The 14,583-nt window shown below is 28.2% G+C and carries 17 protein-coding genes and 1 riboswitch; of the genes, 12 read left to right on the forward strand and 5 right to left on the reverse strand.

Going from position 1 to position 14,583, the window contains the following annotated elements:
- The first annotated feature begins 23 nt into the window (after window positions 1-23).
- From ABHC41_RS06555 to ABHC41_RS06600, 10 genes are all read left to right on the forward strand, one after another.
- Window positions 24-1,988 carry a cell wall-binding repeat-containing protein gene (locus ABHC41_RS06555; RefSeq protein WP_271892652.1) on the forward strand — a complete coding sequence of 655 codons (1,965 nt, stop codon included), beginning with the start codon at window positions 24-26 and terminating at the stop codon, window positions 1,986-1,988.
- A gap of 799 nt (window positions 1,989-2,787) precedes the next feature.
- Window positions 2,788-3,636: an EAL domain-containing protein gene (locus ABHC41_RS06560; protein ID WP_271892650.1), complete on the forward strand. Its 849-nt coding sequence runs from the start codon at window positions 2,788-2,790 to the stop codon at window positions 3,634-3,636.
- Window positions 3,637-3,913: 277 nt separating this feature from the next.
- Window positions 3,914-4,522: a hypothetical protein gene (locus ABHC41_RS06565; protein WP_271892647.1), complete on the forward strand. Its 609-nt coding sequence runs from the start codon at window positions 3,914-3,916 to the stop codon at window positions 4,520-4,522.
- Window positions 4,523-4,589: 67 nt separating this feature from the next.
- Window positions 4,590-5,573, forward strand: a complete 984-nt coding sequence (locus ABHC41_RS06570; protein WP_271892645.1) for an LPXTG cell wall anchor domain-containing protein — start codon at window positions 4,590-4,592, stop codon at window positions 5,571-5,573.
- A complete protein-coding gene (locus ABHC41_RS06575; RefSeq protein ID WP_271892643.1) occupies window positions 5,566-6,168 on the forward strand; it encodes a hypothetical protein in 603 nt (200 codons plus the stop codon). The genes ABHC41_RS06570 and ABHC41_RS06575 overlap by 8 nt, the downstream gene beginning before the upstream one ends.
- Window positions 6,168-6,944 (forward strand): hypothetical protein, encoded by a 777-nt coding sequence (locus ABHC41_RS06580; protein ID WP_271892639.1) that lies wholly within the window; start codon window positions 6,168-6,170, stop codon window positions 6,942-6,944. The genes ABHC41_RS06575 and ABHC41_RS06580 overlap by 1 nt, the downstream gene beginning before the upstream one ends.
- 58 nt (window positions 6,945-7,002) lie before the next feature.
- Complete coding sequence (locus ABHC41_RS06585) at window positions 7,003-7,500, forward strand: signal peptidase I (RefSeq protein ID WP_271892636.1); 498 nt, start codon at window positions 7,003-7,005, stop codon at window positions 7,498-7,500.
- An 11-nt stretch (window positions 7,501-7,511) separates the two neighbouring features.
- Complete coding sequence (locus ABHC41_RS06590) at window positions 7,512-8,096, forward strand: class D sortase (protein WP_271892633.1); 585 nt, start codon at window positions 7,512-7,514, stop codon at window positions 8,094-8,096.
- Window positions 8,097-8,184: 88 nt separating this feature from the next.
- The gene (locus ABHC41_RS06595) at window positions 8,185-8,787 is read left to right on the forward strand and encodes a response regulator transcription factor (RefSeq protein WP_271892630.1); all 603 of its coding nucleotides are present in this window, start codon (window positions 8,185-8,187) and stop codon (window positions 8,785-8,787) included.
- A 155-nt stretch (window positions 8,788-8,942) separates the two neighbouring features.
- Window positions 8,943-9,026, forward strand: a riboswitch (cyclic di-GMP riboswitch).
- Between the two features lie 53 nt (window positions 9,027-9,079).
- Entirely contained in the window at window positions 9,080-9,679 is a 600-nt protein-coding gene (locus ABHC41_RS06600; protein WP_271892627.1) for a response regulator transcription factor, read from the forward strand.
- 1,046 nt (window positions 9,680-10,725) lie between these two features.
- Here ABHC41_RS06600 and ABHC41_RS06605 read toward each other — a convergent pair.
- Entirely contained in the window at window positions 10,726-10,896 is a 171-nt protein-coding gene (locus tag ABHC41_RS06605) for a hypothetical protein (protein ID WP_271892624.1), read from the reverse strand.
- Between the two features lie 167 nt (window positions 10,897-11,063).
- Window positions 11,064-11,420 (reverse strand): helix-turn-helix transcriptional regulator, encoded by a 357-nt coding sequence (locus tag ABHC41_RS06610; protein ID WP_092923892.1) that lies wholly within the window; start codon window positions 11,418-11,420, stop codon window positions 11,064-11,066.
- A gap of 181 nt (window positions 11,421-11,601) precedes the next feature.
- On the opposite strand from ABHC41_RS06610, the gene ABHC41_RS06615 reads away from it, so the two are divergent.
- On the forward strand, window positions 11,602-12,393 hold the full coding sequence (locus ABHC41_RS06615; protein ID WP_271892621.1) for a conserved phage C-terminal domain-containing protein: 792 nt from the start codon (window positions 11,602-11,604) through the stop codon (window positions 12,391-12,393).
- An 8-nt stretch (window positions 12,394-12,401) separates the two neighbouring features.
- Complete coding sequence (locus ABHC41_RS06620) at window positions 12,402-13,706, forward strand: DnaB-like helicase C-terminal domain-containing protein (protein ID WP_271892618.1); 1,305 nt, start codon at window positions 12,402-12,404, stop codon at window positions 13,704-13,706.
- A gap of 35 nt (window positions 13,707-13,741) precedes the next feature.
- Here ABHC41_RS06620 and ABHC41_RS06625 read toward each other — a convergent pair whose 3' ends face one another.
- From ABHC41_RS06625 to ABHC41_RS06635, 3 genes are read right to left on the reverse strand one after another with little or no spacing between them, the layout of a single operon-like run.
- Window positions 13,742-13,891, reverse strand: a complete 150-nt coding sequence (locus ABHC41_RS06625; protein WP_092923898.1) for a YvrJ family protein — start codon at window positions 13,889-13,891, stop codon at window positions 13,742-13,744.
- Window positions 13,892-13,895: 4 nt separating this feature from the next.
- Window positions 13,896-14,123, reverse strand: a complete 228-nt coding sequence (locus ABHC41_RS06630) for a DUF2922 domain-containing protein (protein ID WP_195928472.1) — start codon at window positions 14,121-14,123, stop codon at window positions 13,896-13,898.
- 59 nt (window positions 14,124-14,182) lie between these two features.
- Window positions 14,183-14,407, reverse strand: coding sequence for a DUF1659 domain-containing protein (locus ABHC41_RS06635; protein ID WP_092923904.1), 225 nt, complete (start codon window positions 14,405-14,407; stop codon window positions 14,183-14,185).
- Between the last annotated feature and the right edge of the window lie 176 nt (window positions 14,408-14,583).

Below are 14,583 nucleotides of genomic sequence, written 5' to 3' on the forward strand. Positions count from 1 at the left end.
ATAATGTTGGGGAGGAAATGAATATGTTAAAGAAAAAGAACATAGCAATGATGATGGCAGTAGCTACTGCAGCAACTACAGCTGCACCAGCATTTGCTGCAGTTACTAGCCAAGAAGATGTAATAAGAACAGAAGGAATGAAAGCATTCGTAGACGAAGTAGAAGCTAAATTCAACATGAAGTATGCAGACGTTGCAGAAAATGGAGATAAGAGAGATAAGCATGTTTACAAAATACAATTTGATGCAAAGACTATAGTTGACAAAGTTGAAACTGGTCAAGAAGCAACTCAAGCAACTTTAGATCAATTTAAAGCAGCTGTAAACGGTATGAAAAATGGTCAAGTAATAGATGTTACTATAACAGATGGTGGACATGAAGAGAGAAATGGAAAAGTGTATGTTAATGCTATACCAGAGTACGTTGCTGAAGGTGGAAAAATAGCAGAATTAGAACAAGGAAAAGTAACATTAGCAGGATACACAGTAGTTACTAATAAAAAAGTTGTATCAGATAAAGAAGTAGCATATACTTTAGAATTTAAAAATGATAATACTAAAGATGTAGAATATACAGCAACATTAGGAAATGGAGATAAAGAATTAGACTTTACAAAACCAGTTAGGGATGTAGCTGGTAAGTTAAAAGGATTTGAAAATAAGGCTTATGAAGCTATAACTCCAGAAAAGCCAGTAGAAAAGAGACTTTCTAAATCAGTAGAAAAGACAATGCAAGTTTCTGAATTATTTGATGGAGCAGACTTAACAGAAGCTGGTCAAGCTTTAGCAGGTGTTACATTTGAAGCTAATGATTATTCAACATCTAATAATGATGATAGATTAGCTAAGGAAAACATGGATGAAACAAAGGTTATAAAAGAAGTTAAGGCTGATAAAGAATATGAAGTTAAATTATTTGTAAAGAATATAAACTTAAACAGAGCATCTGTAAGTGACAGCTTAACAAAAGAAGGAGATTTAGCAGAAATAACTATAACATCTTCTAGTAAAGCAGTTATGGCTGCATTTATAGAAAAATTAAAAACTTACACTCCAGGTGAAAATGCTAAATTAATAGCAGGTGCTGATAGATTTGAAACTGCTATAGAAATAAGTAAACATAACAACAAAACAGATGGAACTGTTAATAATGTGGTTCTTGTAGGTCAAGATGCTATAGTTGATGGATTAGCAGCAGGACCATTAGCAGCAGCTAAGAAAGCTCCTATATTATATTCAGCTAAAGATGCTGTAAATGAAAGCACTATGAAAGAAATAACAAGACTTTTCGGAACAGTAGCAGGAAAAACTGTTTACATAGTAGGTGGAGAAAGTCAAATATCTAAAGAAGTAGAAAAGCAATTATCTTCTAAAGGTATAAATGTTAAGAGAATAGCTGGGGAAGATAGAGTAGATACTTCTTTAAAAATAGCTAAAGAAATAGGAGCTGCAGATCATGCAACAAATGCATTTGTTGTAGGTTATAAAGGTGAAGCTGATGCTATGTCTATAGCTTCTGTTGCATCTAAAGTAGAAGTTGACAAAGTAACTCCTATAATAGTATCTGGAGTAAATGGACTTACTGAAGATGCTAAAGATTACTTAGTTAAAAATAATAAAAGTGATGTAAAATTAGTAGGAGGAACTACAACTCTTACTTCAAATGTTGAAGAAGAATTAAAAGCTTTAAAAGTTGCACATGTAGAGAGAATAGCTGGAGAAGATAGACAAGATACAAATGCAAAAGTTTTAAAAGAGTTCTACAAGAATTATGATGGTGATGTATATGTATCTAAAGCATATGCATTAGTAGATGCATTAGCAGCTGCACCTTCAATAAAGGGAGCTCCAATGGTATTAGCTGGTGAAAGTTTAAGCAAATCTCAAGAGAATGTTTTAGAAGACATAAATCAAGGTAAGAATGTATACCAAGTAGGTAACGGAATAGCTAAAACTATAATGAATAAGGTTATAAATTTAGTAAAATAGTAACTGAATACTTTGTATATAATAGTAATAAATAAAAAGCTCATACTTAATAGTATGAGCTTTTATATATGCTCTTTGTTTTAATCGAAAAAATTATAAAATAAATAAATGTACAATCATAAATAATTAAAATTATATTTTTATAAATATCTTTTAATGTGAGAGAAATTTCTATTAACTAAGTGATATTTGAATGCACACTATACATAAAAGGATTTTAGTAGAGATATGATAAACGATCAAAAGTATGCTATTTTATTACTTGAATTGCACCTATTTTGCAAGGATAATGAAGTAGTACGTTATTTTTTAGTGGCTGAATTTACATCTAATAATCTAAATTTTACTAATGAAGCAGAACCTTACAAAAAAGAGCTTGAAAAATGATTATAATTTACAGTAAGTGCTAGTGATGGAAGAATTAGAAACTAAAATATAACTAAGTTAGAATTAAAGATATGGCGGCTACTGCAATAAATAATACAACAAATGAAACTATGAAGCTGAGAAACTTCAAATAAGCAGAAACAGAGAGAATTGTAAGCCGTAAAATAAGGTCTATAATACTTCCACTTCTTGCATACCAAGGGGAGCTAATTATTATATAAGATTATTATCTAGAACTAATAACATTGATGTTTAGAGTAAAGTTTATATACTTTTGTATGTAATGCACTGAAATATCTACAAAGTTATAAAATATATTTGACATTCACCAAAAATACAGCTATTTTATATATTATAGGGAACTTCATTTTAATCAAATCATCAACACATAAAAAAAAATAGGGGAAGTCACATGATACAAAACAAAAAGGAAAATTTCATAAAAAATATATTATACAAGCGAAAAAACAAAAGGCTAAAAAAATACCTCCTAAACTCCATAAAAAATAACCAACTAAAAATATACTACCAACCCAAATACAACATAGATACAAATCAAATAGTAGGCTCTGAAGCACTAATAAGGTGGATACACCCAACAAAAGGAATCATAACCCCAAATGAATTCATACACATAGCCGAAGAAAGTGGATACATAAATGCAATAGGAAGATGGGTGTTTGAAGAAGTCTGCAAAAATTTAAACATTCAACAAAAAAATAATATAAAATCCGTACCCATATCTATAAACTTATCAAGAATAGAACTTTATCAAGACAATTTAATAAATACTATAAAAGAAAACATGAACAAATATAATATAAATCCCACCCTTATAGAAATAGAAATCACAGAAACAACAGCTTTAAAGGATACAAAATATATAAATGAAAAATTAAATGCAATAAAAAACTTAGGAATAAAAGTAGCAATGGATGATTTTGGAACAGGAAACTCTAATTTAAGTGGATTAAAAGATTTAAATATAGATATATTAAAGTTAGATAAATCACTTTTACAAGATATAGAAGTTGATTTGAAAGCAAAAACAATAGTTAAACATATAATGAGTTTATCAAGCGATTTAAATATAAAAACAGTGTGTGAAGGTGTTGAAAATAGTAGGCAAATAGAAGTGTTAAAGGAACTTAAGGTAAAGATAGTTCAAGGTTATGTGTTTTCAAAACCTGTAGAAGAAAAAAAGTATAATAAATTACTAGAACTTAGTAATATAGGTAGTACTAATTTTTCTAATAGTTAAGTTAATATAAATAAAAGTCGGGTTAAATACCCGACTTTTATTGTTTTTTTAGAAAAATAAATTAGAAATATTATTAAAGCTATACTTAAGTATACCATAGTGTACCTATTGGTATAGTAAAAAGAAGTAATGTTAATTACACCAAAAGGTAATAGCAAAGGTGTAATAAAATTTGGCTCTTAAGAGCAATATATTTTTTTATAGTAGTACAGTATCATTATTATTGTGATAATCGGTACGGATTAGCACGATAAAGTTTATTGGGGGGAATTATATTATGAGAAAGAATAAAACTATTGCATTTATGATGGCAGGAGCATTATTAGTTGGAGGAACTTTTTTAGGAACTAAAGCTTATTTTACAGATAAGGTAGAAGCAAGCAATAACTTAGTAATATCTATGGGTAAATTAGATTTAGAAGTAGAAGAGGGAGAATGGATATATGAAAGTACAATTCATGGTGATAAAGAAGCTATGGGTACAAAGGGGCCTATAAATCAATTTATCGGCAATGTAAAACCAGGTGATAAATTTGTAAAAGAAGTAACGATATCTAATTATTCAGATATAAACACTGATCTAGAATTGACAGGTGGAGAACCTGTTAAAGGATCAGAATTAGAAAGTGTTATAGCAAATGGATTTATAACTATAAAAGATAATAGAGATGAGGTATTAAAAGAATTAAATAATAATGATTCTATACAATACGAAAACGCAGATAAGAAAGCTACTTTAAGAATAGAAGTTCAAGTGAACTCTAGAACTCCAGAGCAAGATAATGAATACAATAGAGAAGAAAAAGAAGAGTACATAAACTTTAATTTTGACAAAGATATAAGCAAATATGTTATAGATGCTACACAAGAAGGTGCAAAAAAATAATATAAATTGCAATAATTAAAAAGGCATTCTTATTTAAAAGAATGCCTTTTTTAGAAAGAGGGATTATATGAAAAGTATAAAGAGAGCTTTAAAATCCCTAGCGCTTTGTTCAATTATGTGTATAACATTTACTGCACCAACTTTTGCGAATACTAAGTCCAACAAAGATGCAACTATACAGATATATGAACAACCGACGGGGTTATACAAACCAGGATCATCAGAAACTATGAGGTTTGTCATAAAAAATAATACAAATAAAAAAATGACAGTTAGAAAAATATATATAATTGAAAAATCAAGAGAAAATGGCCTTGATTTAGGTAAAGCTTTTGAAGAGATGGCAAAATATACAACTATAACTATAAAAGAAGCAGGAAATGAAGAAAATCAAGTTAGTGTAAAACTTAAGGATATATTGGGAAAAGATAATGGAGTTAGTTTAGATAAAAGTGTAAGCATAAATGGTAATAGAGAAAAAGAATTTATACTAACTATAGATATGGATGAAGAAATGAATAATGACGCTCAAGGCTTATTAAAAATATTTAGCCTAGGTGTTGTATATAACTTAAGCTCCGGCGGAGGTGGTGGAGGTGGTGGAGGTGGTGGTACAAACCCAGAGCCACCAGTGGATCCAGGTAATCCAAATCCACCGGTAGACCCAGAGCCACCAGTGGATCCAGAAAATCCAAATCCACCAATAGATCCAGAGCCACCAGTGGACCCAGAAAATCCAAATCCACCAATAGATCCAGAGCCACCAGTAGATCCAGAAAATCCAAATCCACCAATAGATCCAGAATCACCAGTAGACCCGGATAATCCAAATCTACCGATAGATCCAGAATCGTCGGTAGATCCAGGGAAACCAAACAAACCAGGCAATGGAAATAATGGAAGTAATGTTGGAGGATTAGGAGGCAAATTACCTCAAACCGGAAGTATAGTAAATGCAACAAGCCTTACAGCACTTGGAGCAGGTGTATTAGGACTTGGAATAGTCTTAGATAGAAAATCTTCTAACAAAGGAGATGATATAGATGAGTAGATTAAAAAAAGCTAAGAAATCAAAAAAATACAAATTAAAAGCAACTCTTAGTGGGGCTGTACTTATGCTAAGTATAGGAAGTGTTGGAGCTTTTGGAAGTTATTCATACTTTAGTGACAAAGTAAGTGCTAAAAATGACTTGGTTATAACTATGGGGAAACTTGACACTAGTTTATCAAATGGAATAGATATTAGTCTGAATAAAGATAAATTAAGTGATACTAAAAGTTTTTCTATTATAAATAAAGGGGATTTGAAACAAAATGTAGAGATAGATTTTTCAGGTAATTCAGGTGGAATAGATTTAGATTTATTAAGTTGTAATTTAAAAATGACATATGGTGGAAAAAGTGTGAAGCCACAGGGATATAGTGTATCTACATTAAAAGATCTTTTATCATTACAAAGTGCATATATTGTTGATAATAATGGAAATAAAGTTGAAGTTGATCCAGGAGAGTCTATTAATGTTTCAGTCACTGTTGGCATAAGAAGTGATATAACAGATGATGTTAAGAAAACATTAGAAGGAAAAAGTGCAGACTTTAACACTACTATAAATGCTATACAAATCGATGCAGGAGGTGTTGAATAATGCATATAAGAAGCAAATTTGTTATGGTAGGGATGAGCATGGCAGTTTTTTTTACAGGTGGATATATTGGTCATAGTTATTTTACTGCAAGTGATATAAAGGGCAATAGTGTTAGTATAGGCCAATTGGTAGACCCAAAACCAGAAGGCGGCTGTGAATTTGAAACTAATGCTTGGGTTCACGATGAAAGAGAAGATTTGTATATACAGTTAAGCACATCAATTATAAATCAAGGAACTGTAGAAAGTGTTAACTTTGAACAAGGAAGTGGGGAGTTCAGTAATAAACCAGAAGAGTCTGAAATTGAAGGTAATGGAATAAATATAGATTTTGATAAAAAAATAAATAGAGAAAATATTAGTACTAAGGAAGGTGGAGATGATTGGCTTATCTTAGAACTAAGAATACGTGATAAGAATAATAATTTAATAAGAGTTCGTTATAAAATAGAAATTACTAAGAATAAGAATGACAAATTAACAGCTCATTGGACTAAGCTTGGCTCAAAAACAGAAATTTCAGAAGAAGTGCCACCAAGTGAAATACCACCGAGTGAAGAGATGCCACCAGGTGAAGAAACGCCAGAAGTACCACCAAGTGAGGAATTGCCGCCATCTGAAGGAGTTCCAGAATCACCAGAAACTCCAGAATCAACAGTAGAGCCAGAAACTAAACCAGAGGAAGAACCAGAGAATAAACCAGAAGAAATACCACAACCAGAAACTCCAGAACCATCAGTGGTCGAAGCTCCTAGTGAAGAGCCTGTTGTAGAATAGAATTTAAATTAAAAAGGAAGAAGAGATTCTCTTCTTCCTTTAAATAAGGGGGACAATTATGGAAATTGAAAAAACACAACAAGATATAAAGCCTAAGATAGGAAAATTCTTATATTACTTTTTTATGGTATTTGCAATAATAATGCTTTTAAATGCTTTAACATCAAGAAGTGATAAGATGTTTAATCTAATTGGATTTAGAACCTATACTGTATTATCAGGAAGTATGGAACCAGAGTTTTATCCAGGGGACTTAGTGGTTACAATAAATAAAAATAAAGTTGATATAGAAAAAGAGGATATTATAACATTTGTAGATAATGGAGAAATTGTTACTCATAGAGTTATGGAGATAACTAATGAGGGATACAAAACAAAAGGAGATAACAATGATGTTTATGATCCAGATATTATTAAAAAAGATAATGTAATTGGGGAAGTTAAATTTAGTATACCTAAGATGGGATATGTTGCTCAATTTTTATCAAATCCAATGGTTATAGCTGCAGAGATGTTTTTATTAGCATTATTTATAATAATTATAAATAGAGATTAAAAGGTGAAACTATGAAAAAAATTATAGGGAAATCTTTAATTGTTATCGGTGCAGGCATAATTTTATTAACTGCATATACAAACTACAATGTTGAAAAAAATAATAATGATTTAGTTAAGGAGTTTGAAAAAAATATCCAAAATAATAAGAATAGTGAAAGTAAACAAATAGAAAAAGGCAAGGAAAAGACCATAAATAATAATCAAGACGTTATAGCTATTCTTGAAATACCAAAGATAGATTTGAAAGTTGCAGTAAAGGAAGGAACTGATCAAAAAACATTAGATTATTCTGTAGGTCATTTTGATCAAACTCAAATGCCAGGACAGTACGGAAACTTTGCAGTGGCAGGTCATAGAAACTACACATCAAATAAGTTTTTTAGCAATCTAGATGAATTACAAAAAGGTGACAATATAGTAGTACACACATTAGATGAAAAATATACTTACATAGTAGATAGTAAGGAAGTTGTAACACCAGATAAGGTGGAGGTTTTAGATTCAGATGAAAATAAAAAAATGATAACACTTATTACTTGTACTCCTAAATATGTTGGTACTCATAGGTTAGTAGTGAATGGATATATAGAGTAATTTTTTTTGGTACGTTAGGTATAATATACCATGGTCTAGTAAAAAACTATTGGGTGGAATAATGTAGTAGAAAAAGGGGGGGAAGAATATGAATATACTAATAATTTCAGAATCGTTTATATTAAAAGAAGCATTATCAACTTTATTTAAAGAAAAGTTTAAAAATATAAATATAAAAAAGGAAAAAGATGTTAAAAATTTAAGTAAAGATATAGGTATGTATGGCATGGCTATTATAGATATAAGGGAAAAGTGCAATTTTGATTTAAATATTATAAGCAATATAAAAGAAAATAATAAAAGAATAAAAGTAATAATTTATAATCTATATAAAGATGAAGAGATATGTATAAAATCTATAAGAAATGGAGCTGATGCATATATTACTGATATAGAGGATAAGGAAGATTTCGGATACATAATAAATAAGATAATGTCTGGTGGGAATTTTTATGATCCTTTTGTAGTTCAAAAGGCAATGAATAAAAAGGAATTTAATTGTAACAACGATATAACTATAAGAGAAAATGAGGTTATAGATGAAATAGCAAAAGGACTAAGTAATAGAGAAATAGCATCTAGGTTAGGGGTTACAGAGTATACAGTAAAAAAACATATAACTAATATTTTATATAAGTTAAATTTAAGAAATAGGCAAGATATAATAATATATATAAATAATTTAAGTTAAAAATGACGATTTATATATATAAATAATATAAAATGTATTTTTATGAAATAATATAGGAATTTATACTATAAAATGGAGAAGAGATTTTGTACAAAAAAATTTAATTTGTGATAATATTTATATATAAATATATTATTATTAAATTAATTAAAAAAACAAAATAAAGAAGCTTTGAAGTATATTCTGTATATGGGCACTTGGAATATATGGAGCTAGTAGTGCAACCGGCTATTTTAATTTATATATAGCTGGTTTTTTTATTTCTAAATTATTTTATGGGAGGAATATAAATATGGGTACATTAATAGTCTCAGAATCTTTTATGGTTAGAGAATCATTAGATAATTTATTTAGGTCTATTTACCATACTAAAAACATAGTAACAAATAGTATAAACGATATAGATAGAAAAAAGCTAATAGATATAAATTATATAGTGTTAGATATTAAAGAAAGCCAAGTAAAATTTCTAGATAAAATTACAAAAGATATAGAAAATAAAAAACTTATAGTACTAGACTTTGCTAAGAATGAGACTATATGCGAGAAAGCTATAAAAAATGGTGTAGATGGGTATATACTTAATATAGATAATAAAGAAGATTTTATATATAAGATAAATAGTATAAGAAAAGGAAAAAAATTTTATGATAGCGATCTTTTAGCAAATGTATTGGGCGGCAACAACTCAGATATAGAATTATTAACAGAGAGAGAAAAAGAAGTATTATACGCTGTTAGTAAAGGATATAGCAATAGAGAAATAGCACAAGAATTATTTATAACAGAGTATACTGTTAAAAAGCATATAAGCAGTATACTTTCTAAAATGAAATTTAGAAATAGAAAGGATATTATATTATACTTCAGGGACAAAGAGTTGGCTTGCTAAGTGACAAGGATTTTTTTATTAAAGGCGAGTAGTTGAATTAGTTATAAGAAAGAGGATGCACTAATTGGTATTGAACTTAAGGTCAAGTTATATAAAGTTGGATATGATATTAATGGTATTATTATTGAATTTTTAAGATAAATATAATAGCTATTACGAGGTAAAATTCGTAGTAGCTATTTTTATATATAATATGTACAGTTTTTTACAAAATATAATGTATGCCATATAGTAGACTAAGATTGAAATATTTTAATATAAAAACATATGAATGTAACTTACAAAGAAAGAATATTGGCAGGTACAATAGCATAAATTGTGTTTTGATTATTAATAATAAATATATATATATATATATATTTATTATTAATGGAGGTGATAAAAATTAAAAAAAGTACAAGGGCTTATAACATTAATATTATAATATTAATGACTACAAAATCAAACGCTATAAACATAAAATAATTCACTGATAAAGACATATACAACACATCAATAAAAATAAGCCAAGAAATCCAACAAGAAAAAATAGATACAATAATATTAATAAACGAAAAATCAACAGTAGATGCAATCATAGCAACACCATTAGCCACAATATATAACGCACCAATGATGCTTATCAATAAAGACAACATATCAATATAAATAAAAAATGAAATTCTAAAAATATAATCCTAATAGGTAAAGATCATACAATATCACAAAAAGTAGTAGATGAAATAAAATTAATAATACCAAATATAAAAATTGATATAATAGGCGAAAATAGTATATATGAAACTTCATATATAATAGATCAAAAGATACATGATGAAAATAATATAGAAGAAATATATATAGGAAATGTATATGATGAAGACGATCTACTATCAATAGTACCAGTAGCAGGGAATAAAAAACAGCCTATAGTGATAACTCAAGAAGATAAATTAGATGAAAAAATGTGTACTTGGTCAAGTGATAAAAATATAAAAAATGTATATTTTTAAAGTTAAAATGTATAATTAAATAATATAAGTAAAAGCCAGGCACATGCCTGGCTTTTATCTATACATTTCATACATAAGACTAACTTTCATATAAAGGTCTTTCTTTTCTTCATCACTAAAGTTATCACTAGAAAAAACAACGCTAGCAACTTCTATTATCTTATCAAAGTCTTTAGTAGTAGGTTTTTCACCTTCAAATTTAAGAAACTTACATTCACTAAACATAAAAAATCCCCCTGATTGTATTATTATAATTAAAATTGTTTAAAATGACATTAAATAACCAAAAGAAGCAAAAATCCAAGTAAATAGTATATATAGTGCGAAAGTTCGTAAAAATACAGAATATATGTTTTGTGCTAAGCTGAAAAATTAGCCACGCTTTGCGTAGCCTATTTTAATGAATCAAAATAAAGTGTAGATAGCTCTTTAAATAGCTTGTCCTTTTCATCTCTACTAATATCTTTATCTTTAAAGAATCCTTCAACAAAATCTAAAAATTGGTCTTTTATATCTATATTAATATCTCTGTCTTCATTTATACATAGTAAGTAATCTAAAGATACATTAAAGTACAGGGCGAAATCTCTAAGTGCTTCTGTTTCTGGCTTTCTCTTGTCGTTTTCATATTGAGATATTGCTGACTTTGTGAATGTATAACCATATATCTTATTAAAATCATCTACTAACTCTTGTTGTTTTAGACCTTTTTGAATCCTAAGTTCTTTAAATCTTTGTCCAAAAGTCATTTTAAATCCACCTCACCATACTTAAAGTATAGTATAAAGTTTCGTTGGTGTAAACTAAAAAACAAATATTAGTAAAAAATATTAAAAATATATTGAAAGTTAACATAAATAGAACTATAATTTAATTAAAGATAACAAAAATAAAACTAATTAACGAATACAAAACTTAAAGGGGGATTTTATGTATAGTAAGTTAAATATTAGAGTCCTTAGGTTTAATCCAATTAAGGATGTAGATAAGATTATATTTAATCATTATCTTATGAGGAGGGTTAATGCTAATAATATTTACAAAAAACTTGAAGCTGGGTATTTTACATTTACTATAAGTGGGGCAGTTAGTGAGCTTGGTTTTTCTAAGGGTAAGGTGCAAAGATTAATTAAAAGCTTTGTAGAGTTAGGTATTATTAGTAGGGTAGTTAAAGGCAATAAAACTAATAAATGTTCTATATATAAATATATAACTGACTCTAGGCATGATACTAAAATTGATACAAAAATAATAACTAAAAACGATAATGATACAAATTTAAGTGAAATATTATATATTAGTGATTTTAAGGATTTAGGGGATAAGGATTTTAAAGATTATTTAGATATTGATACTAATAATGATAATAAATGTGCAACTAAAGAAGGTAACTTAGAAAAAGATAATATAAATAAAAAAATAAATAATATATGTATTGATGTAATTGCTTATTTTAATAAAACCTGTAAAAAGAATTTTAAACCAACCACCAATAAAACAAAAAGCCTTATTAAGGCAAGGGTAAATGAAGGATTTGAGTTAGAAGATTTTAAGAAAGTTATAGATATTAAGTCAAAACAATGGATGTATAGTGATATGCAAAAATATTTAAGACCTGAAACTTTATTTAGCAATAAGTTTGAAGGGTATTTGAATGAAGAAATTTTAAATTATTCAAAAGAAGTGTCTGATGAAGAATGGGAAATTGAATTTGATTATTAGGGGGAACTATGAAGAAGTTTGATGCTATTAATATAGAGCAAAGTGTTATTGGGAGCTTAATAAGTGATAATACTTTAAATTTTAAGTTAGAGGAATTATATGAGGATTTATTCACTATAAATATTCATAAGTATATTTTAGATATTATGAAAGTTTTGTATAAAAATAATATGGCTATTGATATTCAAAGTGTATATACAAAGCTTAAGGACAGAGATATTAATATAGAGATAAGCTATTTAACTGATATGGTAGCTATTGGAGAAAATTATTCTATAGATAGTCATATTAGAATTTTAAAGGACAAGTATCTAAGAAGAGAGATTATCAAAAATTGTACTAATCTTTTTCAAGACCTAGGTGATGATGAAGATATGGATTTGGTTGTATATAATTTTGAGAAAAGAATGAGGGAAATTTTAAATAAAAATACGAAAAACTATAAGGATAGTGTTAAAGATATTTGTGAAAACTTACTTTATTATTTAGAAAATGATGAAGATATGGGAATAAAATTTGGTGTTGAATATTTGGACAATATTATAGGTGGACTTTTTAAAGGAGAGCTTACAACTATTGCTGCCAGAAGTGGTGTTGGTAAGACTGCCCTAGCTCTTCAGATTATGTTAAACTGTGTTTTTCAAAAGAAAAAGGTATTATTTATTAGTAGGGAAATGAGTAATGAGCAAGTATTTATGAGAAATATTACAAAAAAGACTGGAATTAGCACTAAGAAAATGAAGAATAAGCAATTAGAAGAAGATGAGTGGAAATTGGTTATAGATACTTTTAAGGAGTACTCTAGCCAAAACTTAATGTATATAAATGATAAGATAAGCACTATTAGTGCATTAAAAAGAAGGATAAGGGAGTTAGAGCCAGATTTAGTTATTATAGATTATGTTCAGCTTATGAATGTTGAATCTACTATGCAAAATAGAGAAAGAGAAGTGGCTAGTTTGTCTAGGGAGCTTAAAAACATCACTTTAGATTTTAATATACCTGTTATCCAGCTTAGTCAATTAAATGATGAGATGAAGGACTTTAGACCTTGGGGAGAGAGACCAATGAGAGATAGTAAGGCTATATTTCATGATAGCAACAATGTAGTATATATTCATGAGCCTGTTAATTCTGATTTTGAGGATGCTATAAAAGCTATAGGTACAAATAGAGATAAGGTTATAAATTCTAGGAAAAATGGAATAAAGCTAGTTGATTTAATAGTTGCAAAATGTAGAGATGGGGAAACAGGATATAGGCATTATTGCTACAATGGAAAAAGACTTCATTTTCAGTCTATTAATTATTAATGTTTATTAGAGGAAAAGTAAAAAGGAGCTAGCCTCTATTTAGAGACAGCCCCTATATTTTTAGAGAGTTCACTAATACTATCTGTTAGTTTAGTTAGCTTTCCTTCTATTCTAACTAATAAATACATAGAAAGAGCAATAGGAAAGCCAACATTAGCAATCAGATTTTGCAAGTTTTCTTCCAACTAATTATACAACTAAGTCGTATTCAGTAGTATCAGTTTGAACTACCTTAGCATCTACTAAAGCAGCTAATTCCTCTCCATTTACAACAAATACACCTTTTGATAAAACCAAAGTCATAGCAGACTTTATCTCAGATTCAGTTAGATTTTCTCTAGGATCATCTACTGATAAAGAAATATTTTTTCCATTTGAAGTTTTAAAAGTCATTACAAGTTTCTTTTTTATTTCCATAATATATCCTCCTAATTTTAATAATTAAATTTTTTAAATAACATATAAAATAAGTAATTTTATTCTGATAAGGTATTAGTGTCTATTTTAGATACACTTAAAAGAGTATTAGATTGAAGTGATGAAATTGCTGCTGCAACATCATATACATCTTGGTCTAGTGCATCTGGTGATATATTAGCATAAGTTTTACTTTTAACTATGCTTTTTCCAGTTTCATCATCCTTTCCACAATCATATCTTAATTTAAGTCCTGATGGGTTTTTAGTTACTACTACCGCCATAATAATCCTCCTTATATTCTTAGCAATTAGCTAAGTTATTTTAGCAAGTTGCCTTGCTTATACTTATATAATAGGTGAGAAAAGTTATATGTAGTTATAATGTGTGTTTACAACTTATGTAAGGGATATATGTTTCTCAAATACTTTTGTGGAAAGAGGCATTTAGTGACACTACT

The sequence above is a fragment of the Romboutsia sp. 1001216sp1 genome, assembly GCF_039841805.1.
GTDB classification, from domain to species: domain Bacteria; phylum Bacillota; class Clostridia; order Peptostreptococcales; family Peptostreptococcaceae; genus Romboutsia_C; species Romboutsia_C hominis.

Coding starts and splice junctions, on each gene's coding strand:
- ABHC41_RS06555 (WP_271892652.1), top strand. CDS start 24: ATGTTAAAGAAAAAGAACATAGCAATGATGATGGCAGTAGCTACTGCA.
- ABHC41_RS06560 (WP_271892650.1), top strand. CDS start 2,788: ATGATACAAAACAAAAAGGAAAATTTCATAAAAAATATATTATACAAG.
- ABHC41_RS06565 (WP_271892647.1), top strand. CDS start 3,914: ATGAGAAAGAATAAAACTATTGCATTTATGATGGCAGGAGCATTATTA.
- ABHC41_RS06570 (WP_271892645.1), top strand. CDS start 4,590: ATGAAAAGTATAAAGAGAGCTTTAAAATCCCTAGCGCTTTGTTCAATT.
- ABHC41_RS06575 (WP_271892643.1), top strand. CDS start 5,566: ATGAGTAGATTAAAAAAAGCTAAGAAATCAAAAAAATACAAATTAAAA.
- ABHC41_RS06580 (WP_271892639.1), top strand. CDS start 6,168: ATGCATATAAGAAGCAAATTTGTTATGGTAGGGATGAGCATGGCAGTT.
- ABHC41_RS06585 (WP_271892636.1), top strand. CDS start 7,003: ATGGAAATTGAAAAAACACAACAAGATATAAAGCCTAAGATAGGAAAA.
- ABHC41_RS06590 (WP_271892633.1), top strand. CDS start 7,512: ATGAAAAAAATTATAGGGAAATCTTTAATTGTTATCGGTGCAGGCATA.
- ABHC41_RS06595 (WP_271892630.1), top strand. CDS start 8,185: ATGAATATACTAATAATTTCAGAATCGTTTATATTAAAAGAAGCATTA.
- ABHC41_RS06600 (WP_271892627.1), top strand. CDS start 9,080: ATGGGTACATTAATAGTCTCAGAATCTTTTATGGTTAGAGAATCATTA.
- ABHC41_RS06605 (WP_271892624.1), bottom strand. CDS start 10,896: ATGTTTAGTGAATGTAAGTTTCTTAAATTTGAAGGTGAAAAACCTACT.
- ABHC41_RS06610 (WP_092923892.1), bottom strand. CDS start 11,420: ATGACTTTTGGACAAAGATTTAAAGAACTTAGGATTCAAAAAGGTCTA.
- ABHC41_RS06615 (WP_271892621.1), top strand. CDS start 11,602: ATGTATAGTAAGTTAAATATTAGAGTCCTTAGGTTTAATCCAATTAAG.
- ABHC41_RS06620 (WP_271892618.1), top strand. CDS start 12,402: ATGAAGAAGTTTGATGCTATTAATATAGAGCAAAGTGTTATTGGGAGC.
- ABHC41_RS06630 (WP_195928472.1), bottom strand. CDS start 14,123: ATGGAAATAAAAAAGAAACTTGTAATGACTTTTAAAACTTCAAATGGA.
- ABHC41_RS06635 (WP_092923904.1), bottom strand. CDS start 14,407: ATGGCGGTAGTAGTAACTAAAAACCCATCAGGACTTAAATTAAGATAT.